This window comes from Ensifer sp. 1H6 (genome assembly GCF_001976035.1).
In the GTDB taxonomy this organism is placed as follows: Bacteria; Pseudomonadota; Alphaproteobacteria; order Rhizobiales; family Rhizobiaceae; genus Ensifer; species Ensifer canadensis.
Genome location: NZ_MOAI01000002.1, coordinates 268,962 through 293,224, shown reverse-complemented (window position 1 = coordinate 293,224; position 24,263 = coordinate 268,962). Strand labels below are relative to the sequence as shown.

The window sequence follows — 24,263 nt, the reverse complement described above, 5'->3', positions numbered from 1 at the left end:
AACGATTCGCGCCTTCGAGGATCCTCATGTCGTTCTCCATCAATCCGGCCTATCTCTGGCCGATCCTGCTGCTCCTGATCTCCAACGTCTTCATGACATTCGCCTGGTATGGGCACCTGAAATACACGTCGTCGCCGCTGTACATGGCGATCGTCGCCAGTTGGGGCATTGCCTTCTTCGAATATTGTCTGGCCGTGCCGGCAAATCGTATCGGCCACGAGGTCTACTCCGCGGCACAGTTGAAGACGATGCAGGAGGTAATCACGCTCTTGGTGTTCGCGGCGTTCTCGGTCTTCTGGCTGAAGGAATCGATCGGCTGGAACCATCTCGTCGGCTTCTCCCTGATCGCCATCGGTGCCTCGTTCATCTTCAAGGGGTGAGCGGGTCAGCCTACTGCATAATTCCTTAAATCGAATCTGCTTTAGCGGTAAAATTATGCAGCTAGTTCAAAGCGTTACAGCGTTCTTGGCGCGTCCTGTTTGACGCGCGGCGCTGTAATGGCGTCATCTGTCCGTCAGGACGCTGTCGCTGCAGGTGAACCCGCCGTTCGCTGAACGGTTCGCCTGACGCGACATGGGAGCCAGTCAGACGATCGTAGATTGTCTGGCCGCGCCAGCGCATGAAGGGAAAAACCCACCAGATCAGAGCGAAAAGCGTGAAGACCAGAAAGCTGGCCAACAGGATGACCTGGGCGGGAGCGCCGAAAACAGTCACGGTTTCGACTGCATCCATCAGAATGTCGCCGGTGCCAAAGATCGCTAACGCCGACAGGAGCATCATCGGCGCACCGAATACAGTGAGCAGTATTGACGGCAGCATCCGTAACGTCTCTCGCTTGGCGGCCGAGGCAAACGGCAGCGGTTCGCCGTTGCCCTGAACCACGCGCAAGGCGAGCAGCCGTTTGCCGGGCGTGGTGCCGAAGCGTGCTATGAAGCCGGCACTGCACAAGCAGAAGAAAACCAGCGGCGCGAGTTGGTCCAGAACGCCGCGTCCGACCTGCATGGATTCAAATTCAATCGGCTTGCCGGTCTCGTCGATCGCAAGACTGATCGAGCGTTGTGCCGGTTTGTCATCAACATCGATCAATGTTGAAACGAACGCCCTGCCTTCGGGCACTCCCCATATGGACGTCATGCAGATCTGGTTCTCACGCGTCTGTCCTGTGGCGAGCGGCCATTCGCGGTCGATTCTATCTGCAAGCGCGCTCTGCCCGGCAGGTTCGCATTGGGTTGTCGCGGAAACGAAGAAGCGTGGCGCTCAGGGAAGAACGAACGCAAGGGTGACCGCAATAACGATTGCGACGACGTAAAAGAGCAGAGTGTCAATCACAAAGGCTGCGAAGCGGCGCCAGAAGAAACGCGGAGGAACGGTATCGGCGGTCGCTGAGTTCATGTTCCAACCTACTATGCGGGCAATGATTGCATTGCTTCCACGGAGGGTTGTGTTCGTCAATGGGCATCGTCCCAAACAGCGATCGAAAGCGGCACCTTATCCCCGGCCGAACAATCGATCCAGGATTTGCCCTTCGAGCCGGGCGGTTTCGGGGCTGCCATGTCGGCGCGGGCGGGCGAGCGGGATCGACAGGTCGAGCGCAATGCGGCCTTCATCGATGACGACGACGCGGTCGGCAAGCGCCACGGCCTCGGCCACATCGTGGGTGACAAGTACGGCGGTAAAGTTCTGTTGTTGCCAGATGCGCTCCAGGAGCTGCTGCATCTCGATGCGCGTCAGGGCGTCGAGTGCGCCAAGCGGCTCGTCAAGCGCCAGGATGAAGGGGTGAGCGACCAGCGCCCGGGCCAGCGCCACGCGCTGCTTCTGCCCACCCGACAGCACCGACGGCCATTCCTCAGCGCGGTCGACAAGACCGACGTCTTTAAGGATCTGGAGCGAGAGGTCGCGGGCGACTTCGCCCTTGGCGATGCCGGTGAGGCCGATTTCGACATTGCGGCCGATCCTCGCCCAGGGCAAAAGCCGCGGCTCCTGAAACATGATGCGGCTGCGCCGCTCCGACGCCCTGCCGCCGGCAACGGTCAGGGTGCCACTCGTTGGGCTATCCAGCCCGGCGAGGATGCGCAGCAAGGTGCTCTTGCCGCAGCCGCTCTTGCCGATAACGGCGACGAACTGCCCCTGCGGTACATCGAGATCGATGCCGTCGAGAACGGTCTTGTCACCGAAGCGTTTGGTGATGCCGCGGAGCGAGAAGGCGAGCGGAGCGTTTGTCGAAACTGGTGACGGCGAGGTGGGAGCCAGGCTGGTCGCGGGGGTGTCGCTCGCTTCCTGTTTCTGTTTTGGATGTAGGGCGATGACGGACATCGGGATTGCTCCATTTTTCCTCGGGATCGGGCTCGTCCAGTTCAACGGCAATCAGGCCGGCTGGAAGGCCGGGTGCCATTGCAGCGTCAGTCGCTCGAGCAACCGTGCGAAGCTATCTGCGAGTTTGCCGAGCAGCGCGTAGATCAGGATCGACAGGATGACGACATCGATCAGCAGGAACTCCCGTGCCTGCATCGCCATGTAGCCGAGGCCTGAGGAGGCCGCGATCGTCTCGGCCACAATCAGCGTCAGCCACATGATGCCGAGCGCATAGCGCAGGCCGACGAAGATTGCCGGCAGGGCGCCTGGCAGGATGACGCGGAAGAAGAGTTCGCGCCTCGACATGCCGTAGATCCGGCCCATCTCCACGAGCTGCGGGTCGACTCCCTGGATGCCGAGCAGCGTGTTGACGTAGATCGGGAAGAAGACGCCGAGCGCGACGAGGAACAGCTTGGCCTCTTCGTCGATGCCGAACCACAGGATGACCAGCGGGATCAGTGCCAGATGCGGAATGTTGCGCACCATCTGCAGCGTCGTGTCGGTCAGATCCCGGCTCAAGCGTGACAGGCCGTTGGCAAGTCCGAATGCAAAACCGATCGAACCGCCGATGACAAAACCCGAAAGTGCCCGCAGCGTGCTGATGCCGATGTTTTCGACAAGCTCTCCCGAGGCGAGGAGACGGACGAAGGCGGCAAGCACGGCCGAGGGCGGCGCCATCACGCTCTCGGAAATCAGGCCCGCGCGGAAGCCGCTTCCCAGGCAAGGATCAGGGCGGCGGGCAGCAGCCAGCCCGCAAGGTTGCGCGCGACGGTGTTCGGTGCGGTTCTCACCATGGCTTAGGTCCTCGTCTGTTCGGGGCCTTCTGTCTTCGCGGCGCCGGCGCCGAAACTTCCGTCTCGACGCCGGCCGGTTCTCGCCTTGGGAGGGAGAGGGATCAGTTGCCCGGCGCGTCCAGACAGCATCGGAATGGTGATCTGCTTGGGGATGAGCCCGAGCTTGAAGAAGCGATCGGCGGTCTGCTGCTGGCCGGCGACGATATCGTCGGTGATCGGCCCGATCGAAAAGACGCTGCGGTTCGCCGCGATCGTCTGTGCCTCAAGCGGCACGCCGGTCACCTCATGCAAGGCGGCCGCCACCTTGTCGCGGTTGGCGTCGGCCCAGACGGAGGCCTCCTTCAGCGCTGCAATCGTGGTGGTGACGGCGTCTGCATGGTTGGCAGCGAAGTCGCGGTTGGCGAGGAAATAGGTGTTGACCTTCAAGGTCTCGGCCGACGTCGTCAGAATGCGTGGCTTGTAGCGCGTTTCGGCGATGGCGAAGAATGGATCCCAGACAGCCCAGGCATCGATCTTGTCGCTGGCGAAGGCGGCCGCCGCATCGGCGGGGCTCAGATAAACAGGGGTAACGTCGCCGAAGCCGATGCCTGCCTTCTCCAGAGCAGCGACCACCAGATTGTGGGCGCTGGTGCCCTTGCCGACACCGATCTTCTTGCCCTTGAGATCCGCGAGCGTCTGGATCGGCGAGCCCGGCTTGACGAAGATCGCTTCGCCCTTGCCGTTCGACGGAAGTGCAGCGGCATAGACGATCGCCGAGCCGGCGGCCTGGCCGAAGATCGGCGGTGCGTCGCCGGTCCAGCCGACATCGATGGAACCGACGTTCAACGCTTCGACCAGCGGTGGCCCGGCGGTGAACTCCACCCAGGAAACGGCGATGCCTTTCGGCTCCAGCGCTTTCTCGATAACCTTCTGCTGCTGGGCGACAACAGGCAGGCCGGTCTTTTGGAAGCCGATGCGGAATTCCTTCAGCTCTTCGGCCATGACGCCGAAGGAGGCCAGTACTGCGGCGGTGAAGAGGCCGGTGCCGAAAAGCCGTCTGGTCAGTTTGAACATCTGTCCCGCTCCTGTTTGCTGGCGGGCCTAGGGCGCCGTCCGGTGAACTGGGATCAGTGTAAGAGAAGAATATAAAATTTATGGAGTTTGTTTGTTTTGTTGTCGGCGCATTTTGCGGAACGCTTTTGCGGCAGGAGAGGCAGCTCGGGAATAACGTCATTGTGGTGGTCAAGAACAGCCTTGGCGGTGTTCAATCCAAGAGGTCGAAGGCGCGGTACATCCAGACAAGCTGATAGGTGACGGCGCCGATGAGGAACGCGGCATGGAAACGCCGGTTCGGCGTCCAGGCGGCGATCAGGCAGAGCACAATGTAGGTCACGTTGCGGATCGGGTATTCCAGTCCGTAGGACGTGAAATAGGCCTTGCCCTTGAGCGCGGTGTCGACGAGGTCGACGGCAAAGGCGAGTGCCAGAAACGCAAAGAACCAGCTTCGCCGCGACATGAAGTAATGCTCGTAGTCGCTGTAATCCTCCAGTGTCGTCGGAAACAAGAGCACGCAAAGAAAGAAGAAGACGCAGCAATAGAGGATGAGAAAGAGATAGACGGTGACGTCAAGCACAGGCAGGGCATGGAGGTGGAATTCCCACCACCAGAAGTGCACGAGAAAGACGAACATGAACAGGACCCAGCCGAGGTGGATCCAGTAGACCCCGGTCTTTCCCGGATGCTGCACGAAGAGGGCAAGCCCGCTCAGCAGTCTCGCAAGGCTGAGACTGACGACCATGCCCATGACGACGCGGATATGCGAGAAAATCGCCGGATCAGGTAGGGTCGGATCCATGAACGCTCCTCCTATTCCTCCGGTACCGCCTTCGGCTTGCCATTTTCGTCGAGCGCGACCATGACGAAGATCGCGTCGGTCACCTTTTCCATCAGATGCGAGAGATAGCGCTGCGCCCAGGCCTCGACCTTGAGCGTCATCGATGTGCGTCCGACCTTGACGACATCGGTGTAGATGCAGAGCGTATCGCCGATCTTGATCGGTAGCGCGAAGGCCATTTCCTTCACCGCTGCCGTCACCACGCGGCCACGGGCCCGCTCGGCGGCGCGAATGCCGCAGGAAAGGTCCATCTGCGCCATGACCCAGCCGCCGAAAATATCGCCGGCGGCATTGGCGTCGGCAGGCATTGCGAGCGTGCGCAAGGTCAGTTCGCCGGTCGGTTTGTTGTCTGCGGTCATGCGGCCTGTCTCCCTGTGTCGGGAAAGATGTAGCGCATGGTTGCTTCGTCAGGGAAGAGCGGCGGGCGACAAATCGCGTTAGTCCATGATGGCGAACGCCATTCCTTTCGAAGGTGATAATTCAGAATTGTAAAAATTAGGGATCGTTTGTTAGGGGCTTTGCAAAGCGCGGTCCCTATCCTGCACGCTTCTACTGGAGGCAGGGGACTGGGGATGAAACGATTCAGGATTTCGGTGCGGCTCTACGCGCTCGTCGCGTTCGCACTTTTGACCATGGCGGCGGCGCTGACCTTCGGTCTGCTTCAGGCGCAGGACAAGCTCGTGGGCGAACGCAAGGCGATGCTGTCGGCAATGAACGAGAACGCCATTGCGGTGTTCGACGCCTACCACAAACAGGAAGTGGCCGGCACGCTGTCGCGCGAAGACGCGCAGAAGCGCGCCCTCGAAGCGATCAAGGCGATGCGCTACCAGGGCAGCGGTTACTTCTGGATCAACGACATGCATCCGACGATGATCATGCATCCGATCAAGCCGGAACTGGATGGCAGGGATCTTTCCGCCAACAAGGATCCCAATGGCAAGCACCTCTTTGTCGAATTTGTGAAGACGGTGGAAAAGAGCGGGCAGGGCTTCGTCGACTACTACTGGCCGAAGCCGGGCGCCGACGAGCCTGTGCTGAAGTATTCGCACCTCGCCGGCTTCAGGCCCTGGGGCTGGGTGGTCGGCACCGGCGTCTATTCCGACGACCTCACCGCCATGTTCCGTGAACGCGCGTGGCAGGTGGCCGGCATTCTTCTCGCCGCGGCGCTGGCGATCGTGATGGCGGCGCTGGCGATCGTGCGCAGCGTCGTCAAGCCGGTCGAAAAGCTGAAGGCCTCGATGCGGTCGATTGCCGATGAGGACCTGTCATCCGAAGTGCCGGAAACCGACCGCGGAGACGAGATCGGCCAGATGGCCAAGGTTCTCGTCGTGCTGCGCGACTCGGTGCGCGAGCGACTGGAGCTGCGCTTCCGCGAGGCCGAGCAACAGGACAGGCTGGCGTCCGAGCGGCGCGGCAATGAGCAGCGCCAGCGGGCAACGGCCGACGCACAGGCCGATGCGATGGAGACAGTCGGTGCCGCCCTCGAACTGCTGGCAAGCGGTGACCTGACGGCTGAAATTGGCGATATCGCCCCTGAGTACGGCAAGCTGAGGCAGGACTTCAACACGGCCGTTGCTGCTCTGCGCGATGTCATCGGTTCAATCTCGCATTCGACCGAGATCGTCACCGCCAGCGCTGGAGACATTTCGGAGGCGGCCAACAACCTGTCGCGCCGTACCGAACAGCAGGCGGCGGCACTGGAAGAGACGGCAGCTGCCCTCGACGAGATTACGTCGACGGTGCGTCATTCCTCCGACCGGGCCAACGAAGCGCGCAACATGGTCGATGAGACCAGGGCGAGTGCTGCGAAATCCGGCGGCATCGTGCGCAATGCCATCGACGCCATGGGGCGGATCGAGACCTCATCGAGCCGGATCAGCCAGATCATCGGCGTGATCGACGAGATCGCCTTCCAGACCAACCTTCTGGCGCTGAACGCCGGCGTCGAAGCGGCGCGGGCAGGCGAAGCCGGCCGTGGCTTTGCCGTGGTTGCGCAGGAAGTGCGCGAACTGGCGCAACGTTCTGCCGGTGCCGCCAAGGAGATCAAGGCACTGATCGGAACATCGGTGCGCGAAGTTGGCGCCGGCGTCGAGCTCGTGCGCTCGACCGGCGATGCGCTGACGGAGATCGAAGCGCTGGTCAACCGCGTCAACGAACAGGTCGCCTTGATTGCAACGGCAGCCCGCGAACAGGCGACCGGCCTGGCGGAGGTCAATACCGCCGTCAACAGCATGGACCAGATGACCCAGCAGAACGCCGCCATGGTGGAGGAGACGACGGCAGCAAGCCAGACGCTCGCAGCCGAGAGCCGCGAACTGAAGATGCTGCTGACCAAGTTCCGGTTGCGGGAAACAGCAAGGCAGACCGCTTACGGTCGCGCTGCCTGAGCACGACGCCAGCGTGATCAATGAAGGGCCTGTGTGCGGCAGCACGCGGGCCTTTCTGCATTTCGGACTGTATGCGGCACGCGCCGATCAAGCTGAAATTTGAGTGCGGTGTGAGGCGGGTTCGGCTTGCTCCCGTTCGTTGACGACCGAGCAGTTCAACCATTGGTTTGTCGAAGCGGGAGCGGGCTTGACCAATCCGTGTGCGGAGATAGATACGGCTGAACGGGAGGTGGAATGACGCGGCATGGCGCCGGGTCGCCTGTCTGCCGGTGTTAGAGGGATATTGATGGCGCTTCTCAGACTTCTTTTTACGCGGCCGGGGGCGGCAATTCTGTTGGCATTCGGATTTCTGTCCGCGTGTACCGTCGTGGTTGACGAGCCGAGGCCCGGTCCGGGGCCGATCCGTCCGCCGATGTGCACGATGGAATATGCGCCGGTCTGCGGGGCGCGGGGCAACCGCACGCGTACCTTCTCGAATTCGTGCCAGGCGCGGGCCGACGGCTTCAACGTAATCCACCGCGGCGAGTGCCGCCCGGATTACCGTCCGCCGGAGCCGCAGCCGCAGGCCTGCACGCGTGAATATGCTCCGGTGTGCGGCCAGCGCGGTCGCCAGCAGCAGACGTTCTCGAATGCCTGCATGGCGCGGGCCGATGGCTTCCGGGTGGTTTCGCCAGGCGAATGCCGCCGCGACGACGACCGTCCGCCGCAGGGCCAGTTCTGCACCCGCGAATACGCACCGGTCTGCGGTCAACGCGGCAGCAGAGTTCAGACCTTCCCGAATTCCTGCGAAGCGGGCGGCGCCGGCTTCCGGGTCGTACACCCCGGTGAGTGCCGCTAAGCACGCCTACTGCATGTTTCCTCAAATCGTATTCGATTTAAGGATAAAAACATGCAGCAATTCAAAGTGCTACAGCGACCTTTGCGCGTCTAATAAGACGCGCGGCGCTGTAAGCTGTAAGAACAAAGGCCCGCGTCGAGCAATCTGCGCGGGCCTTTTTGCGTCGGCATGCCATCGGTATCGCTGATGCCGGCGTCGCCGCGGAGAAAATCATGCCGCAGGTTTCATGCGTTACAGCGTCCTTTGCGCGTCAGCGCGGCGCTGTAAGCCCGACACGATTTCGACTGCCGACCTGCTTGATGTTGGGTGTGCCTCGCAAGGCTTCATTTACCGTGTTTGCATAAAATAGGTTCCAAATCGGGCTTTTTCGGCGGCGTGCCCGGTTTGCGACACAGGCGGCCTGCACCGTTTTGATTTCGGGTGGGTGCGCACGTATGGGCTTCTTCGAAAATCGATGCCGATTTTCGGGCGCATACGCTGGATGAAGGCGGCAAATCGGTATGGCGTATGTTTCCTCACTCCATCGTCCGTTGGCGGCGCTCGCGCTGTCGCTCTCTCTTGTCGCCTGCACGACCGATGTATTGACGCCCTCGGCCCGTATCGACGGCGGCGAACGCGTTGGTGCGATCAGGCCCGTTCCTGTCGATGCCGTGCCCGAGCAGGAGGTAGCCGCCTATCCTTCCGGAGAGCCGGTTTCGACTTTCAGCAACAGCGGCGGCACAACAATGCCTGCCTCGACGCATCAGCAGAAACGCCGCGCCTTGCCGATGATCGACAGCGAGGAGGCGGCGCGTTCGGGCGCCCAGCAGGTCAACACTGGTTCGACCGCCATTCCGTCCGAAGGCGTCAACATGGATCAGATGCTTGGCGTGGAGCCGGTGGTCGGGCTGGCGGAGGAGCAGAGCAACGAGATCGCCGAGGGCAATGCCAGCCAGCCTGTCGTCGGTGGTATCGGCGAGGACAATGTCCGCCAACTTGGCAGTCCGCCGCAGACCTTGAACGAGGCGCAGGCGAGCCTTGGCGGCGACCCGGATCTGCCACCGCTGACGGAAGAACAGATTGCAGCCGAAGAGGCTGAGCGTATCCGTGCCTTCGAGCGGCAAAAGGCGATGCAGCGCGCTCAGGAGCCGCAGCAGGTGGCGATGCTGCCGCGCACCCGCAATCCGATGGCGGAGCCGGAATCACAATACACCGGCCAGATGCCTCGCTCTGAAGTCGCCTGCCGCCAGCGGCTGCGCAAGCTCGGCGTCGAGTTCCGCGATATCCCGCGCATCAGCAACGGCCCTTCCTGCGGCATCGACTATCCGATCGAACTCGGCGGTCTGTCGGGCGGCATCGACGTCAAGCCCGCCGTCAAGCTCAACTGCGAAGTGACCGAAGCCTTCGCGAAGTGGGTGAAATACGAGCTGGCGCCATCGTCGCGCTATCGCTACTGGTCCGGCGTCAAGACGATCAAGCCGCTCGGCGGCTACTCCTGCCGCACCATGAACTCGCGCCGGGGCAACCCGATGTCCGAGCATGCGCATGGCAACGCCATCGATGTCGGCAAGTTCGTGCTGAAGAACGGCAAGGAAATCGACGTGCGCAAGAAGGGCTTCTTCGCCTTTCGCGAGAAGGGGCTTTTGAAGGCCGTTCGCACCGACAGCTGCAAATACTTCAATACGGTTCTCGGCCCCGGCAGCGATCCCTTTCACAAGGATCATTTCCACTTCGACCTGCGGACGCGCAAGACCGGTTATCGTCACTGTGATTGAGCATCCGTCAGCATCGCGCCTATCGTGAGCCGGCAAAAAAAGAGGCCGGCGGAGGTGGTGCCGGCCTGTATCCGGAGAAAGGGGGAGGCTCCGGAGATCAAGTGATGCGTGCAAATCACGTGGCGGGCGTGCCGCGTGCCACGCCAAACTGATTGAAAAGCATCACCGTTTTGTGACAGAACTGCCGCGTCGGCGGCAATGTTGCGTTCGTTCGCCGGATTCCCACTATTACGATGGAGCACGCCGTGCCGCCGGTTTCGGAACTGATGATGTTTGCCCTGGCGCTGGCCGCCGCCGGCGTGGTCGCAGGGCTGCTTGCCGGTCTCTTTGGCATTGGCGGCGGAGCGATCCTCGTTCCCGTCTTTTACCAGGTCTTTGGGCTGCTCGGCATCGACGATGCGGTTCGCATGCATCTTTCGGTCGGGACGTCGCTTGCCATCATCGTGCCGACCTCGGTGCGGTCCTTCCTGTCGCACTACAAACGCGGCGTCGTCGACATGGCGCTGTTGCGAAACTGGACCATTGCCGTGCCGCTTGGCGCGATCCTTGCGTCGGTCATCGCGGCTTCTATCAGCAGCGGAACGCTTCGGCTGATCTTTGCGGTGATCGCGCTTGCCGTCGCCTTTCGCATGCTGCTCAACCGCGCGAGCTGGCGGCTTGGATCCGACCTGCCGGCCAATCCGGTGAAATGGCTGGTCGGCGTGGCGATCGGCATCCTCTCGGGGCTGATGGGCATCGGTGGCGGCGTTCTCAACAACACCTTCATGACGCTCTATAACCGCCCGATTCACCAGGCGGTCGCGACGTCTGCGGGCGTCGGTGTGTTGATCTCTATCCCTGGTCTGTTCGGCTACGTCTGGGCCGGGTGGGGCATGCCGGGCCTGCCGCCGTTTTCGACCGGCTTCATCAACTGGATCGCCGTTGGCCTGATCATACCGATCACCCTGCTGGTTGCGCCACTCGGCGTGCGCGCCGCTCACGCCATGAACCGCCGGCAGCTCGAGGTCGGATTCGGCATTTTCATGATTCTGATTGCAGCCCGTTTTTTCTACAGCCTGTACGGTTAAGCCGTTTTTATACCGTAGGTTTTAGCGCTTCCTCATGGTTGATTTCAGGAATCGACCCAACTTTGGCGCGTCGTTCTCCCGTGGTGCGCAATTGTAACAAGCTGAATTTGCGGTATTATTTTCTCTGTGAGGATCGGTGCGGGCCGAAGTGGGTCGGTAACGCGTTTGTGTGTCGTCTGGCTTGCGTATAAGTAATATGATATTATATTACTTCATATAACAATCATGGATAGAATCCGGGCTTGTCCCGGACGCATTGTTTTAGGGTTCTACTCACTCCTTGATACGACGGGAGGACGGCATGGGAACTGTGATGCGATTTCCCGGCGTGCGCGCCGACATGACCGCGCATGCCACAGAAGTTTCGAAGATCCTGCGCACGCTTGCCAATCGCAACAGACTGCTGATCGTGACGACGCTTCTCGAAGGGGAGCATTCGGTGGCGGCACTTGAGGAATTGCTCGGAATCCGACAGCCGACGCTCTCACAGCAACTGACTGTGCTGCGGGAAGCCGGCGTCGTTTCGACGCGGCGGCAGGCCAAGCAGGTTTTCTATCGCCTGAGCCATGATAAGGTCGCCCGGCTCGTGGGCACGCTTTGTCAAATCTTCTGTCGCGAAGGCGCGAAAAAATGAATGAGTACTGGAATGCGCTTGCCGGAGGCCTGCTGATCGGGCTTTCGGCGGCAATACTGATGGTGGCAAACGGACGTGTGGCCGGTGTCAGCGGAATTGCCGGCAGGCTGCTGCAGGGTGTGCAGGCCTCGACCGGCATCGTCTTCGTTCTTGGCCTGCTGGCTGGCCCGGTGATCTACCGTCTTTTCTCCGGCATCTGGCCAACCGTCACCGTCACCTCCTCCTGGCCGTTGCTGGTGGTCGGCGGGTTGCTTGTCGGCTTTGGCTCGCGCATGGGTTCAGGCTGCACCAGCGGACATGGTGTCGTCGGTCTCGCCCGGCTTTCCCGCCGGTCGATTGCAGCGGTTGCGACCTTCATGATCGCTGCCGTCGTCACCGTCTATCTCCAAGGTTTCGTCCAATGAACGGCAGCGCCTTCCCGCGCCTGTTGGCAACGCTTGCCTCCGGCGTGATCTTCGGTATCGGCCTGTCGCTCTCCGGCATGTTGGATCCGGCCCGCGTTCGCGGCTTTCTCGACGTCACGCGCGACTGGAACCCGAGCCTTGCCTTCGTGCTCGGAGGCGCTGTCGCCGTCTCGGCGCTTGGCGTTCTCTTGACCCGGCGCATGCGGCGCCCGCTGCTCGACGATGCCTTTCATCTGCCTTCGAACCGCGTGATCGACCGTCGCTTGATCATAGGCTCGGCGATCTTCGGTGTCGGCTGGGGCCTTGTCGGCCTATGTCCTGGCCCCGCGCTGGCATCGCTGTCGCTCGGGTTGCCGGCGACGGCACTCTTCGTGGTCGCCATGCTTGCCGGCATGGTGCTGCACGACCGGTTGCCGCGGGTGGGATCGCGTCAGCAAGGTGAGGGCCGAGGTCCGATCGGAATGGAAAGCGGCCGATTGTCCTGATGTTGACGCTCTGTCACCTTGTTTTTTGCGGGGCGCGGGCTGCAAATCGTGATGAAACGGCCCATATAGGCGTGACCTGCCGACTTCGCCCCCCGCATTCCGGATCAGCTTCATGGCACCAATCGTTTCCGTTTCCAATCTTTCGAAGACCTATGCCTCGGGCTTCAAGGCGCTGAAAGGCGTTAGCCTCGATATCGAGCAGGGCGAGATCCTGGCCCTGCTTGGTCCGAACGGGGCGGGCAAGACCACGCTGATCTCGATCATCTGCGGCATCGTCAACCCGAGTGGTGGTACCGTGACGGTCAACGGCCATGACGTCGTGCGCGATTTTCGCGAGACGCGGTCGATGATCGGTCTGGTGCCGCAGGAACTGACGACGGACGCCTTCGAGACCGTCTGGAACACCGTCACCTTTTCGCGCGGCCTGCACGGCAAGAAGCCGAACCCGGCCCATATCGAAAAGGTGCTGAAGGATCTGTCGCTGTGGGACAAGAAGGACAACATGCTGCGCGAGCTTTCCGGCGGCATGAAGCGTCGTGTGCTGATCGCCAAGGCGCTGTCGCATGAACCGCGCGTGCTCTTCCTCGACGAGCCGACGGCCGGCGTCGACGTCAGCCTGCGCAAGAGCATGTGGGAAGTCGTCGAGCGGCTGCGCGCCTCGGGCGTGACGATCATCCTGACGACGCACTACATCGAAGAGGCAGAAGAGATCGCCGACCGCATCGGGGTGATCAACGGCGGCGAGATTCTGCTGGTCGAGGACAAGACGGCGCTGATGTCGAAGCTTGGGCGCAAGCAGTTGCGGGTCGACCTGTCGCATCCGCTGGAAGCCGTGCCCGAAACGCTCTCGGGCTACAACCTGATGCTTGAGGGTGATGGTCATTGTCTGATCTACGATTATGACACCAGCGCCGACCGCACCGGCATAACCTCGCTGCTGGCGGCTCTTGCCGAGGCCGGCGTGCGCCTCAAGGATATTTCCACGCGGCAGAGCTCGCTGGAGGATATTTTCGTCGAGATCGTGGGAGCAGGACGATGAACATCGAAGCGATCAAGTCGATCTATTTCTTCGAGATGGCGCGCACGCGGCGCACCCTGTTGCAGAGCGTGGTGTCGCCGGTCATTTCCACCTCGCTCTACTTCATCGTCTTCGGCGCGGCGATCGGCGCGCGCATCCAGGAGATCAACGGCGTCTCCTATGGCGCCTTCATCACGCCGGGCCTGATCATGCTGACGCTTCTGACGCAGTGCATCGGCAACGGCTCGTTCGGCATCTATTTTCCGAAGTTCACCGGCACGATCTACGAGGTGCTGTCCTCGCCGGTCTCGATGATCGAGATCGTGCTCGGCTATGTCGGCGCGGCGGCGACCAAGGGGTTGATGATCGGCACGATCATCCTGTTGACGGCTTCGCTGTTCGTCGATCTTTCGATCGCCCATCCCATCGCGATGGTGTTCTTCTTCGTGCTGACAGCCGTGTCGTTCAGCCTGTTCGGCTTCATCATCGGTATCTGGGCCAAGGACTTCGAGCAGTTGAACCTGATCCCGATGCTGGTCATTCCGCCGCTGGTGTTCCTGGGCGGCAGCTTCTACTCGATCGACATGCTGCCGCCGTTCTGGCAGGCGGTCAGCCACTTCAACCCGGTGCTCTATCTCATCAGCGGTTTCCGTTGGAGCTTCTTTGAAGTGTCCGACGTCAACCCAGTCTTCAGCGCCGCGATCATCCTGGTGTTCCTGACGATCTGCCTGTCGGTTCTCGCTTGGATCTTCCGCACCGGCTACCGGCTGCGGAACTGACGGCGGAGAGCCAAAACCTGCGGGCGCCAGCCGATATCAGGCGGGCGTTGCGCCTGTGCCGAAGACGATAGCGGCGCCAACCAGGAAAATAGCGATCAGCGCTTGAAACAAAGTCCACACGACGCGCAGGGCCGCCTGTGATGTCGACAGACCGAGGTCGGACTTGAACCAGCGCGTTTCGACGATCACGTACCAGACGAACGCGACAAGGATGAAGGCGAGGCCTGCGGCAAGCGCCTTCTGGTTTTCCGCTCGGGAGAGCAGCGTACCGATGCTGAGTGCAAGCGCGAACGGCGCCGTGATGTAACATTGGCTGTAGAAGGGCGCCCTCAGCGTGTGTCTGGTCAGCCGCACGCCCTTGCGGTGCAGCAACTTGACTGCCATCAGCAGCGGCAGAATGCTGAAGGCGACGGCGCGAAACATCAACAGATTGGAATGGCTTGCAAGCAGCGGCGGCGGTGCCCAAGGCGTCGTCTGGTTGACAAGCCCGAGTTCGACGCCGTGGGCGAGCAGCAGCGTGATCAGCAGAAAGAGTGGCGGGCTCAGCGTCTCGGTATATTGCTCGGACACATCGTCCGTCAGCTCCACATCAGCATAGCGCATCATCGCCTGCGGTTGCCGCAGTGTGCGCCACATCGTCAGCGGATAGAACAGCAGCCATGACACGAGTTCATAGAGAAGCTCTTCGATCGACTTCAGCAATCGCATGAAATCCATGAGGCGCTTCTCCTTGACGTCTGTCGTGCAAAAATAATCGGCGGTTTTGCGATGGCGATAGGCGCAGGCCGGATCTCGCCAACATGCACGAAGACGCGTTCGCCGCAAATGCCCGATCAATCGCGCAGTCGAAGCTCGTCGGTGCGCATCTGCAGGAAGTCGAGCGTCGAGAGGAAGGTCATGCCGAGCAGGCTCTGGTCGAGCTTGCCTTCAGCGGCGACCGTCGCACGGATGTCGTTGCGCACGATCGGGCCGATCGCGACCTCGGAAAGCAATACGGGTGCGGCCATCGCCTGCCCATTGGCGGTCATGACCGTCATCGTGTAGCTCAGATTCGCCGGATCGAGACCGATACGCTCAGCATCTTCATAGGTCAGCGCAATGCTGCTGGCGCCGGTATCGACCAGCATGTTGATTTCCTTGCCGTTGACCGCGGCATTGGTCTCGAAATGACCGTTGATCATCTTCTGCAGCACCACTTCCTGACGACCCTCGCTGTCGGTGATCACAGTCGCGCGGCCCGGCATCAGACCGGAGAGCACCCGGTTGCCGAAGCCCTGAAACTCGAAGCGGTAGACATAGGCCGAGACGAGCGCCAGCACGATGAGCAGCCAGATCGCAGCCTGTCGGGCGCCTTCGCCAAAGCGGCGGCGGCTTTGCCAGATGCCGGCACTCAAGAGCGTGGCAATTGCGCCGAGTGAAACGAGCTGGCCGAAATCGTCATTTGCCAGTCCGAAGGTGCGGCCGACGTCGTGATTGACGATCAGCAGCAGGAGGCCGATCGCAAGGATCGAGAGCAGGATCAAAAGACGTGTCATGCGTCGCCGCGTTCCCTGGCCATGCGCGCGCGGCGCGTTTCGCGCCGGGGCTTTCGCACCATTGTTTCAAGCCTTGCCGGGAGCGCCAGCATGATCGCGTGTCTGTCGGCATCGGTGTAGAGCGTCCAGGCGCCGATCTCGTTTCGTGTGCGACCGCAGCCGAAACAGTAGCCGGTCTTTTCATCGATAGAACAGACGAGAATGCAGGGAGATTCCATGGTCCTGAACTGACGGTCCCGGGTTGCGGCGAATGGGACTGCATGTTCCTCAAATCCCATCCGGTTTGGGGAAACATGCAGCATTTCAAAGTGCTACAGCGACCTTTGCACGTCTGACAAGACGTGCGGCACTGTAGCGTTGTTTCGAATGATTATATCGGCGTTTCAAACTGTCAGCGCAAGGGCGCTGAGAACAGCGATCTCCGTCAGTTGCTGGGTAGCGCCGATGGTGTCGCCGGTGTGGCCGCCGATCTTGCGGGTGGCCAGACGGCCGAAGGCGGCAACGGTTGCGATGAAAGCGACGAGCGAGAGGATGAGGGCAAGGGCCGGGGCCTTGGCGAAATAGAAGAGCAGCATGGCGGCGAGCACGCCCGAGGTAAGCGCGAAGGATGTCGCTGCCGGGTCCGGTTCGCCGGCCGAGGCGGCAACCCCGTCGCGGCGTGCCGGCGGCAGCCGTGACCAGTGCCAGACCATGGCCGCACGGCTGAGGGCGGCGGCACCGAGGATCATGAGGCCTGCGCCAGTCGGCGTGAACAGCGGCAGGAAGGATGCAAGCGCCGACACGCGAAGGCCGAAGGAAAGGATCAGCGCCACGGCGCCATAGGAGCCGATGCGGCTGTCCTTCATGATCACCAGCGCCGCCTCCCGGTCTCGCCCGCCGCCGAAACCATCGGCGGTGTCGCCGAGCCCGTCCTCGTGCAGGCAGCCGGTGATGAGCGCCTGCACCGCGACGACCACGAAAGCGGTGAAGAGGGAGCTGACCTGAAGCGCAATCAGCAAGGAGGCGACCGCGGCTGCGGGCAGGGCGATCAGCATGCCCGCCAGCGGAAAGGCGCGAACGGCGCGATTGAGCCGGCCGTCATAGTCAACGAAATGGCGTTGCGGCATGTGGATGCGGCTGAGGAAGGCGACCGAGCGCGCCACATCGTCACAAAAGTCGCGAAGATAGGTCATGGCCCCTCCAAATTCCGGTGCGCCGAATCGCCGCGCGTTCGGCGGATCATGCTCCGGCGACGCGGATTGGCGCAAATGTCGTTGCCCGAAATTTCCTCGCCCTCTATGAGGAGCGTGGATTGAACTTCACGAAATGCAAGGATTCTTCTCCATGAGCGCCAGCGGCCTGCCGTTTGATGATTTCCGCGAATTGTTGCGCAACCTGCCAGGCCCGAATTCGGCCGCGCTGGTTGCCGCGCGCGATCGCGATGCGCAACTGACGAAGCCGCCGGGCGCGCTCGGGCGGCTCGAGGAGATCGCCTTCTGGCTCGCCGCCTGGACGGGCAAGCCGCCGGCGGTCAACCGGCCGCTCGTCGCGATCTTCGCCGGCAACCACGGCGTCACCCGCCAGGGCGTGACGCCATTTCCCTCGTCGGTGACGGCACAGATGGTCGAGAACTTTGCCGCAGGCGGTGCCGCGATCAATCAGATCTGCGTCAGCCACGATCTCGGCCTGAAGGTCTTCGATCTGGCGCTCGACTATCCGACCGGTGATATCACCGAGGAGGCAGCACTTTCCGAGCGCGACTGCGCGGCAACGATGGCCTTCGGCATGGAGGCTGTCGCCGGCGGTACCGACCTCTTGTGCATCGGCGAGATGGGCATCGGCAACACGACCATCGCCGCGGCGATCAATCTCGGCCTTTACGGCGGTTCTGCCGAAGACTGGGTCGGTCCGGGCACCGGTTCGGAAGGAGAGGTGCTGAAGCGCAAGATCGCCGCCGTCGAAAAGGCAGTCGCGCTGCACCGCAACCATCTGTCCGACCCGCTCGAGTTGATGCGCCGCCTCGGCGGCCGTGAGATCGCGGCCATGGCCGGCGCCATCCTGGCAGCCCGCATGCAGCAGGTGCCTGTCATCATCGACGGTTACGTCGCGACGGCCGCTGGCGCCATCCTCAAGGCTGCCAATCCTTCGGCGCTCGACCATTGCCTGATCGGCCACGTCTCCGGCGAGCCCGGGCATATGCGGGCGATCGAGAAGCTCGGCAAGACGCCGCTGCTGGCGCTCGGCATGCGGCTTGGCGAGGGCACGGGTGCAGCCCTTGCCGCCGGCATCGTCAAGGCGGCTGCCGCCTGCCACGGCGGCATGGCGACGTTTGCGCAGGCCGGCGTCAGCAACAAGAACTGACGAAGAAACGGCGGGCCTTTGAGCAAAGGCCCGCGTTTGCTGTCGATTGGCTGTCGTCGCTGCTTCGCTACGCGTGTCGGGCCTTGCTGGCCGCATTCTTCTCGCCTATCCAGAGGCGCAGATGCACGCCGCAGCCACCTGCCGGCGTCTCTGCAACCGAGACCGCCTTGCATTCGCCTCAATGACGATGTCGAAGCAGCGCAGTTTATAGCCAGTCGAGATGAAATGGACGCCAACAACACCACGCCCCGCCGCGGCCAGACCGGCCCCGTCGAAAAGCAGACCGGGATCCGCCATCTGTTCGCTGCCGCCAGCTATTCGCTGGGCGGCGCCAAACGGCTGATCGGCGAGGCGGCGTTCCGGCACGAGCTGATCGCCTTCGCGGTGGCGATGGTCGCGTTCGCCATCGCCGGCGCCACCTTCTTCCAGTATGTCGCCATGGCGATCCTGTTCCTGCTGATGATGGCGTTCGAGGCGATCAACACGGCGATCGAAGAGATCGTCGATCGCGTCTCGCCGGAAATCTCGGAGATGGGCAAGAATGCCAAGGACCTCGGCTCCTTCGCCTGCCTCTGCCTCATCGTCGCCAACGCCGTCTATGCCGGCTACGTGGTGATCTTCGTCGGCTTCATGAGCTGAGCACGAGAGCGTTTCCGGTTTCCACGGACTCGTAGAAACGCTCGATCTCCTTTTTCAACATTTCATTGCGGAAAACGCGTCGCATTTTTCCAAGGAATGCTCATCGGTCAGCCGGACTGATCCGATAAAGCACGTGCGGCCGCAGCGGATTGCCTTCGGGCACCGTGACGTCGTCGAAATCCTCAGCCGGATCGGTCCGCATTCCCAGCTTTTCCATCAATGCCCGTGAGGGATGGTTGATCTGCGAGGTGTAGCCGATGACTTCGGCAAGTCCGAGCGTCGTCCAGGCATATTGCATGCAAGCGCAGGCCGCCTCCAGCGCATAGCCGTTGCCCCAGTAGGGCCTTCCGAGGATCCAGCCGATCTCGACATGCGGACCATCAGGAATTTCGTTACCGGCAATGGAAAGGCCGAGCCCGCCGATGAGGGCCGCATCCGTGTTGCGCTCCAGTGCGATGAAGGCAAAGCCGTGTTGGCGCAAGTGGGCATCACACTCTGCGATGACGCCCGCGGTTTCTTCAGGTGTCAGGATGGCGGGATAGTAGTAGCGCCGGACTTCAGGATCGGCATTGATGACCGCAAAAGGCGAGACGTCGCGCTCCTGCCAGGGCCGGAGCCGCAGGCGTTGTGTCTCAATCTGCATGGATCAAGCGAAGCTTTTGCGGCGGCGGGCAGGGGCGGGCACATCCTCGACCGCGGGCAGGCTTTCGAGCACGCGGCGGGCCGGCAGGATGGCGATGGCTTCGGTGCCTTCGCGCAGCTTGGAGCGCAGGATGAACTCGCCATTGTGCTTGGCTAGGATCGCCTGCACGATCGGCAGGCCGAGGCCAGTGCCCTGTTCGGCGCTCTTGATGGCGATGGAACCCTGACCGAAGGCCGAAAGCACGATCGGGATCTCCTCATCGGGAATGCCCGGGCCATTGTCCTTGATCGAGAGATATTGACCGCCGCCGGCCGTCCAGCCGACCTTGACGGTGACTTCCCCGCCGGAACTGGTGAACTTCACCGCATTCGACAGCAGGTTGAGGATCACCTGGCGCATGGCCTTTTCGTCGACCCAGACGGCAGGCATGCCCTGCTCGAACTGCGCGTGGATGGCAATCGTCTTGGCGCGGGCGCGAAGCTGGACCATGCCGATGCAATCGTCGGCGATATCGACCAGGCTGACGGCCTCTTCGTTGAGGTCGTAGCGGCCGGCCTCGATACGCGACAGATCGAGGATCTCGTTGATCAGGTTCAGGAGATGTTCGCCCGAGCGGTGGATGTCGCTGGTATATTCCTTGTAGGTCGGGTTGTTGAGCGGCCCGAGAACTTCGGTCGACATGACCTCGGAGAAGCCGAGAATGGCGTTGAGCGGCGTGCGCAGCTCGTGCGACATCGAGGCGAGGAACCGCGACTTGGCAAGGTTCGCTTCCTCGGCGCGCCGACGGGCTTCGTCCGACATCGATTTTGCCACTTCGAGCTCGGCAATCAGGTCGTCCTTCTCCGATTGCATCGACAGAATGTGCACATTGGCGCGGTTCATGCGGTCGGTCATGAAGACGAGGAACAGCAGAGACAGCGAGATCACGCCGGTGAGACCGACGTGAACCGGATCGGCCGTGGTCAGCGAGGAAAAGGCGAGAGCGGCGACGACAGGTACGAACGTGTAGAGCAGGGCATTGCGCAGCAGGAAGGTGCCCATCGCGGTGGCAGCAAGCGCGATCAACAGGCCGGCGCCTTCGAACAGGCCATAGCGGATATCGCCGCAGGTTGCGCAGTCCTGCGTGACGAACGTCGCCCAGCAAAGGCCCATCAGCAGCTGGCCGATCAGGAAGCGGCGGCGCCACACCGGCACCTTATCGGCGGCGATGTCCTCCTTGCGCGCCTTTCGCGCCAGGAAGACGGTGACGGCGTGAGTCGAAAGCGTCATCACGGCCCAGACGACGATGCTCAGATTGCCAGAAAGGTAGATGCCGACCGCAGTGATGAGCGCAACCAGCAACGGCACGGCAATGGCGCCATGCAAGGCGGACCCGATATAGAGATTGAGCATTTCGCGTTCAAAGCCGGAAGGGGCGGACGAACCGGTTTGCAGCCGTTCGCGCGTCGCGCGTACCGTCTTCGAAACAGCCTTGTTTCGATGGCTTCGCGACTTGTCGACGATGATCTTATCTGTCGAGGTGCTGACGGCGATACTCATGCTCATATATGCAAAGGTTACAGCTGGTTGCAGTCTAGACAGCAATCCTTAAGAAGTTGCTGCCTCAGGTGAAGGATTCGACAACCATTGTGGCGCGATCGTGTTTGGCGATCGCCTTGAGACACCGAAAAACAAGGGGATGCGGACAAGTTGAGATCGGGCAGATCGAGATATCGGTTCACGGGCGGAGGCGGAAAGGGCGCGCCTGCCGGGCACATCGGGACCATCGGCGGTTGGGTCATTTTCCTGCTGCTCTGCGCCGGCGCCTATGTCGCCTCGCAACTGCCGCCGCCAGAGCGGACCGTGACAGGAGAACTCTCGGGGTTTGCGACCGCGAGCGATGGCGACAGCCTGCGCCTTGACGGCCGGCGCATACGCCTAGAAGGCATCGATGCGCCCGAGATCGGCCAGACCTGCAGACGCGATGGAGCGGAGTGGGACTGTGGGGCGGATGCCCGCAAGCGGTTGAAGGCAATGGTCTCGGGCGGCACGACGCTGTGTCGCCTGCATGGACGCGACAAATATGGCCGCGATCTCGGCACCTGCGAGACCAATGGGCGAGACGTCGGGCGCCAGATGGTGGCGACCGGCTATGCCGTGAGCTACGGCCGCTATCAGAAGGAGGAGGCAACGGCCGAAAGGCAGAGGGTCGGGCTTTGGGCCGGCGAGTTCACCCGGCCGCAGGCCTGGCGCCGCAGCAACCGCCATGCGGAAGAGGCGCCGCATGTGGTTGACGGTTGGCTTGAGGCGATCCGGCTTTGGCTGTTCGACCACCTATCGGCGCTGTTTGCGAGGATCGGCGATGGGTGAGGAACGGGATGATCTCGCAGCACTTCGCGCCGCTATCGCCGCCTGCCGTATCTGTCGCGACCAGCCGGCGCGCGGGGCGGAAGACCGGCTGCCGCACGAGCCGCGACCGGTTGCGGTCATTTCCAGCTCCGCGCGGGTGCTGATCGCGGGTCAAGCACCGGGCCTGCGGGTGCATGAAAGCGGATTGCCCTTCAACGACGCCTCCGGCGACCGGCTGCGGCAATGGCTCGCTGTCGATCGCGAGACGTTTTACGACAGGGACAAGCTGGCGATCGTGCCTATGGGGTTCTGTTTCCCCGGCTACGATGCCCATGGCAGCGATCTGCCGCCGCGGCGGGAATGCGCGCCTTATTGGCGCACGAGCGTGATGGCGGCGATGCCGCAGGTGGAGCTGGTGCTGGCCATCGGTCACTATGCGCAGCGCTGGCATATCGGGCCGGACTGTCCGAAATCAATGACCGCGACCGTCGTCGGCTGGCGTCGTTACGCCATGCGCAACGCCATGCCTGCGATCCTGCCATTGCCGCATCCGAGCTGGCGCAATACCGGCTGGCTGAAGCGCAATCCGTGGTTCGAAGCGGAGGTTTTGCCGTTCCTGCGCGAGCGCGTCGGTCTGTTGATTGTCTGAAAAAATATTCTTTATCTTTGTCGATTTCACGCTATAGAAAGAAAAATAATTCGAGAGGGACATCATGGATCGTCTAGACCGCAAAATCCTGCGCCTGTTGCAGGAGGATTCCACGCTGGCTGTTGCTGACCTCGCCAAGAAGGTGGGCCTGTCGACCACACCTTGCTGGCGGCGCATCCAGAAGATGGAAGAGGACGGCGTCATCCGCCGCCGTGTGGCGCTGCTCGATCCGGTGAAGATCAACACCAAGGTTACGGTGTTCGTGTCGATCCGCACCAACACGCATTCGATCGAATGGCTCCGGCGCTTCTCGGAAGTGGTCGGCGAATTCCCCGAAGTCGTCGAGTTCTACCGCATGAGCGGCGACGTCGACTACCTGCTGCGGGTTGTCGTTCCCGATATCGCCGCCTATGACGCCTTCTACAAGCGGCTGATCGCCAAGATCGAGATCCGTGACGTCTCCTCAGCTTTCGCGATGGAGCAGATCAAGTACACGACCGAGCTTCCGCTCGACTACATGATGATCGATCAGGCGAAATCCAGCGAGGATTGAGGCTTGGTAAACGGGCGGCGGAGAACGCCGCTTAGAATGTGTTGCGGCCGTCGCTCCTTGGATCACTGTGGATCTGATGCGGCATGTAAAGATCGGCCCGGCCGTTCGTCTCCATAGCCGTGCAGGATGCTCCGGATTGGGATTGATATCCGCGATAGCGATTGCGGGGGTGCCGTCTGACGAAGATTGCGCGGCCCATTGAGCGTCGGGCGCGGCTATTCCCGAGGGAACGACTACACTTTGGCGCGCATGGGCGGAATAGCTGACCCAAAATGCGTTGCTCGCGGCATGGCCCAGCACCTCAGCCGCGAAAGCCGGCGCAGCGGAAGGGACTTCGCCTGTCGTTGAGAAGAGGACGCAATCGACGTCCAGCCCTTCATATTCTCGGAAGATTTCGGGATAATGCGTTTCCATACCCAGTGCGCATCCGAAGCGGACGCCATCAACCTCAAATGTCACCGGGATTTTCCCTGGCGCGTACATGAACGAGATCTTCGTGTTCGACAGCATGCGCTCGTCGTAGCGCGTCACCAGTTCTCCGTGATCGGAAACGACATAAAGGCTGTTATGCGGGCAATGTGGTGGCGTGAGTTGATGGACCGAGCCAAATACCGTCCACAGCTTGAGTTCTCTCGCTAGCTGGCTGGTTACGCTTAGCTCCTCACGCAAAACCGTCCATTCGAACCTGCTCCAATCGGATGGGCCGATCTCTCTGGGACCGGTTTCAGACATGATGCGCTTGTTGGGCGCGCACGTTGCTCCCTCGGGGAAATGTATTAGGCGCGCGCCGGTCTCGCGTGCTTCCCGCATGAGGCGTCGCATTTCCATTCCGCTGGCACGAAGGCCTGAAATGTCGTGGGGGTCGTCGAAGAGCGACGTTTGCGCGACAGCCAAACGCACCGATTTGGCGCCGGGATGATCAGGGGATGTTTGCCGAACGTGTCTGAGAGCTGATGTATAGGACTCGCCCGTTTTGGCTGCGCGAGCACGGACGCGGCGCTTGAGATTTCCATTTTTTGTCATTGTCGGGCCTTTCACGTCGCGGACGTCAGTTCCCCAGCAACCACGTCCGAAACGATCGGACCAAGACAATAGCCCGAGACAGAAGTCCCTTTGCCTCCGTTTAAGACCATGCTGAGGAAGGCCTTGGGAGGTTAGGCGAAGGTCACGCCAAGGGAAGGATGGCGTTGC

At 61.8% G+C, this 24,263-nt stretch carries 25 protein-coding genes and 3 pseudogenes; 15 read left to right on the top strand and 13 right to left on the bottom strand.

The genetic code is table 11. The features are described 5' to 3' along the window. The first annotated feature begins 26 nt into the window (after positions 1-26). The gene (locus tag BKP54_RS04265; protein ID WP_025427294.1) at positions 27-380 is read left to right on the top strand and encodes a DMT family protein; all 354 of its coding nucleotides are present in this window, start codon (positions 27-29) and stop codon (positions 378-380) included. A gap of 61 nt (positions 381-441) precedes the next feature. Here the strand turns inward: BKP54_RS04265 and BKP54_RS04260 are convergent, their stop codons facing one another. The 6 genes and pseudogenes from BKP54_RS04260 to BKP54_RS04235 all read right to left on the bottom strand — a co-directional run bounded on the left by BKP54_RS04260 (position 442) and on the right by BKP54_RS04235 (position 5,378). Continuing rightward, the gene (locus tag BKP54_RS04260; RefSeq protein WP_158071673.1) at positions 442-1,086 is read right to left on the bottom strand and encodes an RDD family protein; all 645 of its coding nucleotides are present in this window, start codon (positions 1,084-1,086) and stop codon (positions 442-444) included. A gap of 402 nt (positions 1,087-1,488) precedes the next feature. Continuing rightward, on the bottom strand, positions 1,489-2,313 hold the full coding sequence (locus tag BKP54_RS04255; RefSeq protein WP_025427292.1) for an ATP-binding cassette domain-containing protein: 825 nt from the start codon (positions 2,311-2,313) through the stop codon (positions 1,489-1,491). 51 nt (positions 2,314-2,364) lie between these two features. Continuing rightward, positions 2,365-3,146 (bottom strand): annotated as a pseudogene (locus tag BKP54_RS04250) (ABC transporter permease subunit). Positions 3,147-3,278: 132 nt separating this feature from the next. Further along, a pseudogene (locus tag BKP54_RS04245) lies at positions 3,279-4,199 on the bottom strand (aliphatic sulfonate ABC transporter substrate-binding protein); the annotation flags it as partial. Positions 4,200-4,389: 190 nt separating this feature from the next. Beyond that, complete coding sequence (locus tag BKP54_RS04240; protein ID WP_025427289.1) at positions 4,390-4,980, bottom strand: hypothetical protein; 591 nt, start codon at positions 4,978-4,980, stop codon at positions 4,390-4,392. 11 nt (positions 4,981-4,991) lie between these two features. After that, positions 4,992-5,378: an acyl-CoA thioesterase gene (locus BKP54_RS04235; protein ID WP_025427288.1), complete on the bottom strand. Its 387-nt coding sequence runs from the start codon at positions 5,376-5,378 to the stop codon at positions 4,992-4,994. Positions 5,379-5,591: 213 nt separating this feature from the next. Between BKP54_RS04235 and BKP54_RS04230 the strand changes: the two genes are divergently transcribed. From BKP54_RS04230 to BKP54_RS04190, 9 genes are all read left to right on the top strand, one after another. Next, complete coding sequence (locus BKP54_RS04230; protein ID WP_057214291.1) at positions 5,592-7,406, top strand: methyl-accepting chemotaxis protein; 1,815 nt, start codon at positions 5,592-5,594, stop codon at positions 7,404-7,406. Between the two features lie 286 nt (positions 7,407-7,692). Beyond that, complete coding sequence (locus BKP54_RS04225; protein WP_025427286.1) at positions 7,693-8,244, top strand: Kazal-type serine protease inhibitor domain-containing protein; 552 nt, start codon at positions 7,693-7,695, stop codon at positions 8,242-8,244. Positions 8,245-8,744: 500 nt separating this feature from the next. Then, entirely contained in the window at positions 8,745-9,998 is a 1,254-nt protein-coding gene (locus BKP54_RS04220; protein ID WP_025427285.1) for an extensin family protein, read from the top strand. A gap of 245 nt (positions 9,999-10,243) precedes the next feature. Continuing rightward, complete coding sequence (locus BKP54_RS04215) at positions 10,244-11,065, top strand: sulfite exporter TauE/SafE family protein (protein ID WP_025427284.1); 822 nt, start codon at positions 10,244-10,246, stop codon at positions 11,063-11,065. A 301-nt stretch (positions 11,066-11,366) separates the two neighbouring features. Further along, complete coding sequence (locus BKP54_RS04210; RefSeq protein ID WP_025427283.1) at positions 11,367-11,699, top strand: metalloregulator ArsR/SmtB family transcription factor; 333 nt, start codon at positions 11,367-11,369, stop codon at positions 11,697-11,699. Further along, a complete protein-coding gene (locus BKP54_RS04205) occupies positions 11,696-12,103 on the top strand; it encodes a YeeE/YedE family protein (RefSeq protein ID WP_025427282.1) in 408 nt (135 codons plus the stop codon). Before BKP54_RS04210 ends, BKP54_RS04205 begins: the two co-directional genes overlap by 4 nt. After that, positions 12,100-12,588 carry a YeeE/YedE family protein gene (locus tag BKP54_RS04200; RefSeq protein WP_025427281.1) on the top strand — a complete coding sequence of 163 codons (489 nt, stop codon included), beginning with the start codon at positions 12,100-12,102 and terminating at the stop codon, positions 12,586-12,588. The genes BKP54_RS04205 and BKP54_RS04200 overlap by 4 nt, the downstream gene beginning before the upstream one ends. Before the next feature lie 112 nt (positions 12,589-12,700). Further along, positions 12,701-13,627, top strand: a complete 927-nt coding sequence (locus tag BKP54_RS04195) for an ABC transporter ATP-binding protein (RefSeq protein ID WP_025427280.1) — start codon at positions 12,701-12,703, stop codon at positions 13,625-13,627. Next, positions 13,624-14,385 (top strand): ABC transporter permease, encoded by a 762-nt coding sequence (locus BKP54_RS04190; protein WP_025427279.1) that lies wholly within the window; start codon positions 13,624-13,626, stop codon positions 14,383-14,385. The genes BKP54_RS04195 and BKP54_RS04190 overlap by 4 nt, the downstream gene beginning before the upstream one ends. Before the next feature lie 36 nt (positions 14,386-14,421). Here the strand turns inward: BKP54_RS04190 and BKP54_RS04185 are convergent, their stop codons facing one another. From BKP54_RS04185 to BKP54_RS04170, 4 genes are all read right to left on the bottom strand, one after another. Further along, entirely contained in the window at positions 14,422-15,102 is a 681-nt protein-coding gene (locus BKP54_RS04185) for a hypothetical protein (RefSeq protein ID WP_025427278.1), read from the bottom strand. Positions 15,103-15,218: 116 nt separating this feature from the next. Beyond that, positions 15,219-15,920 carry a TIGR02281 family clan AA aspartic protease gene (locus BKP54_RS04180; RefSeq protein WP_025427277.1) on the bottom strand — a complete coding sequence of 234 codons (702 nt, stop codon included), beginning with the start codon at positions 15,918-15,920 and terminating at the stop codon, positions 15,219-15,221. Continuing rightward, positions 15,917-16,138: a DUF1289 domain-containing protein gene (locus BKP54_RS04175; protein ID WP_025427276.1), complete on the bottom strand. Its 222-nt coding sequence runs from the start codon at positions 16,136-16,138 to the stop codon at positions 15,917-15,919. The genes BKP54_RS04180 and BKP54_RS04175 overlap by 4 nt, the downstream gene beginning before the upstream one ends. 165 nt (positions 16,139-16,303) lie before the next feature. Further along, positions 16,304-17,092: an adenosylcobinamide-GDP ribazoletransferase gene (locus BKP54_RS04170; RefSeq protein ID WP_025427275.1), complete on the bottom strand. Its 789-nt coding sequence runs from the start codon at positions 17,090-17,092 to the stop codon at positions 16,304-16,306. A 151-nt stretch (positions 17,093-17,243) separates the two neighbouring features. On the opposite strand from BKP54_RS04170, the gene cobT reads away from it, so the two are divergent. Together cobT and BKP54_RS04160 are read left to right on the top strand one after the other, a co-directional pair. Next, complete coding sequence (gene cobT, locus BKP54_RS04165; protein WP_025427274.1) at positions 17,244-18,260, top strand: nicotinate-nucleotide--dimethylbenzimidazole phosphoribosyltransferase; 1,017 nt, start codon at positions 17,244-17,246, stop codon at positions 18,258-18,260. A gap of 225 nt (positions 18,261-18,485) precedes the next feature. Next, a complete protein-coding gene (locus BKP54_RS04160; protein WP_025427273.1) occupies positions 18,486-18,899 on the top strand; it encodes a diacylglycerol kinase in 414 nt (137 codons plus the stop codon). 100 nt (positions 18,900-18,999) lie between these two features. On the opposite strand, the gene BKP54_RS04155 is transcribed toward BKP54_RS04160, so the two are convergent. Continuing rightward, a complete protein-coding gene (locus BKP54_RS04155) occupies positions 19,000-19,542 on the bottom strand; it encodes a GNAT family N-acetyltransferase (RefSeq protein WP_025427272.1) in 543 nt (180 codons plus the stop codon). A gap of 3 nt (positions 19,543-19,545) precedes the next feature. Continuing rightward, positions 19,546-21,081 (bottom strand): HAMP domain-containing sensor histidine kinase, encoded by a 1,536-nt coding sequence (locus BKP54_RS04150; RefSeq protein WP_025427271.1) that lies wholly within the window; start codon positions 21,079-21,081, stop codon positions 19,546-19,548. Between the two features lie 150 nt (positions 21,082-21,231). On the opposite strand from BKP54_RS04150, the gene BKP54_RS04145 reads away from it, so the two are divergent. The 3 genes from BKP54_RS04145 to BKP54_RS04135 all read left to right on the top strand — a co-directional run bounded on the left by BKP54_RS04145 (position 21,232) and on the right by BKP54_RS04135 (position 23,072). Next, positions 21,232-21,891, top strand: coding sequence for a thermonuclease family protein (locus tag BKP54_RS04145; RefSeq protein ID WP_081788859.1), 660 nt, complete (start codon positions 21,232-21,234; stop codon positions 21,889-21,891). Next, positions 21,884-22,519, top strand: a complete 636-nt coding sequence (locus BKP54_RS04140; RefSeq protein ID WP_057208708.1) for a uracil-DNA glycosylase family protein — start codon at positions 21,884-21,886, stop codon at positions 22,517-22,519. Before BKP54_RS04145 ends, BKP54_RS04140 begins: the two co-directional genes overlap by 8 nt. A 64-nt stretch (positions 22,520-22,583) precedes the next feature. Next, entirely contained in the window at positions 22,584-23,072 is a 489-nt protein-coding gene (locus tag BKP54_RS04135) for an Lrp/AsnC family transcriptional regulator (RefSeq protein WP_025427268.1), read from the top strand. A 31-nt stretch (positions 23,073-23,103) separates the two neighbouring features. On the opposite strand, the pseudogene BKP54_RS04130 reads toward BKP54_RS04135, so the two are convergent. After that, a pseudogene (locus tag BKP54_RS04130) lies at positions 23,104-24,095 on the bottom strand (carbon-nitrogen hydrolase family protein). Positions 24,096-24,263: the final 168 nt, after the last annotated feature.

What these genes read in the sequence shown, in the direction of transcription:
- BKP54_RS04185 (WP_025427278.1), bottom strand. Translation starts at nt 15,102, where the DNA reads ATGGATTTCATGCGATTGCTGAAGTCGATCGAAGAGCTTCTCTATGAA.
- BKP54_RS04150 (WP_025427271.1), bottom strand. Translation starts at nt 21,081, where the DNA reads ATGAGTATCGCCGTCAGCACCTCGACAGATAAGATCATCGTCGACAAG.
- BKP54_RS04180 (WP_025427277.1), bottom strand. Translation starts at nt 15,920, where the DNA reads ATGACACGTCTTTTGATCCTGCTCTCGATCCTTGCGATCGGCCTCCTG.
- BKP54_RS04235 (WP_025427288.1), bottom strand. Translation starts at nt 5,378, where the DNA reads ATGACCGCAGACAACAAACCGACCGGCGAACTGACCTTGCGCACGCTC.
- cobT (WP_025427274.1), top strand. Translation starts at nt 17,244, where the DNA reads ATGAGCGCCAGCGGCCTGCCGTTTGATGATTTCCGCGAATTGTTGCGC.
- BKP54_RS04225 (WP_025427286.1), top strand. Translation starts at nt 7,693, where the DNA reads ATGGCGCTTCTCAGACTTCTTTTTACGCGGCCGGGGGCGGCAATTCTG.
- BKP54_RS04255 (WP_025427292.1), bottom strand. Translation starts at nt 2,313, where the DNA reads ATGTCCGTCATCGCCCTACATCCAAAACAGAAACAGGAAGCGAGCGAC.
- BKP54_RS04220 (WP_025427285.1), top strand. Translation starts at nt 8,745, where the DNA reads ATGGCGTATGTTTCCTCACTCCATCGTCCGTTGGCGGCGCTCGCGCTG.
- BKP54_RS04195 (WP_025427280.1), top strand. Translation starts at nt 12,701, where the DNA reads ATGGCACCAATCGTTTCCGTTTCCAATCTTTCGAAGACCTATGCCTCG.
- BKP54_RS04155 (WP_025427272.1), bottom strand. Translation starts at nt 19,542, where the DNA reads ATGCAGATTGAGACACAACGCCTGCGGCTCCGGCCCTGGCAGGAGCGC.
- BKP54_RS04200 (WP_025427281.1), top strand. Translation starts at nt 12,100, where the DNA reads ATGAACGGCAGCGCCTTCCCGCGCCTGTTGGCAACGCTTGCCTCCGGC.
- BKP54_RS04210 (WP_025427283.1), top strand. Translation starts at nt 11,367, where the DNA reads ATGGGAACTGTGATGCGATTTCCCGGCGTGCGCGCCGACATGACCGCG.
- BKP54_RS04265 (WP_025427294.1), top strand. Translation starts at nt 27, where the DNA reads ATGTCGTTCTCCATCAATCCGGCCTATCTCTGGCCGATCCTGCTGCTC.
- BKP54_RS04190 (WP_025427279.1), top strand. Translation starts at nt 13,624, where the DNA reads ATGAACATCGAAGCGATCAAGTCGATCTATTTCTTCGAGATGGCGCGC.
- BKP54_RS04175 (WP_025427276.1), bottom strand. Translation starts at nt 16,138, where the DNA reads ATGGAATCTCCCTGCATTCTCGTCTGTTCTATCGATGAAAAGACCGGC.
- BKP54_RS04230 (WP_057214291.1), top strand. Translation starts at nt 5,592, where the DNA reads ATGAAACGATTCAGGATTTCGGTGCGGCTCTACGCGCTCGTCGCGTTC.
- BKP54_RS04160 (WP_025427273.1), top strand. Translation starts at nt 18,486, where the DNA reads ATGGACGCCAACAACACCACGCCCCGCCGCGGCCAGACCGGCCCCGTC.
- BKP54_RS04140 (WP_057208708.1), top strand. Translation starts at nt 21,884, where the DNA reads ATGGGTGAGGAACGGGATGATCTCGCAGCACTTCGCGCCGCTATCGCC.
- BKP54_RS04135 (WP_025427268.1), top strand. Translation starts at nt 22,584, where the DNA reads ATGGATCGTCTAGACCGCAAAATCCTGCGCCTGTTGCAGGAGGATTCC.
- BKP54_RS04205 (WP_025427282.1), top strand. Translation starts at nt 11,696, where the DNA reads ATGAATGAGTACTGGAATGCGCTTGCCGGAGGCCTGCTGATCGGGCTT.
- BKP54_RS04240 (WP_025427289.1), bottom strand. Translation starts at nt 4,980, where the DNA reads ATGGATCCGACCCTACCTGATCCGGCGATTTTCTCGCATATCCGCGTC.
- BKP54_RS04170 (WP_025427275.1), bottom strand. Translation starts at nt 17,092, where the DNA reads ATGACCTATCTTCGCGACTTTTGTGACGATGTGGCGCGCTCGGTCGCC.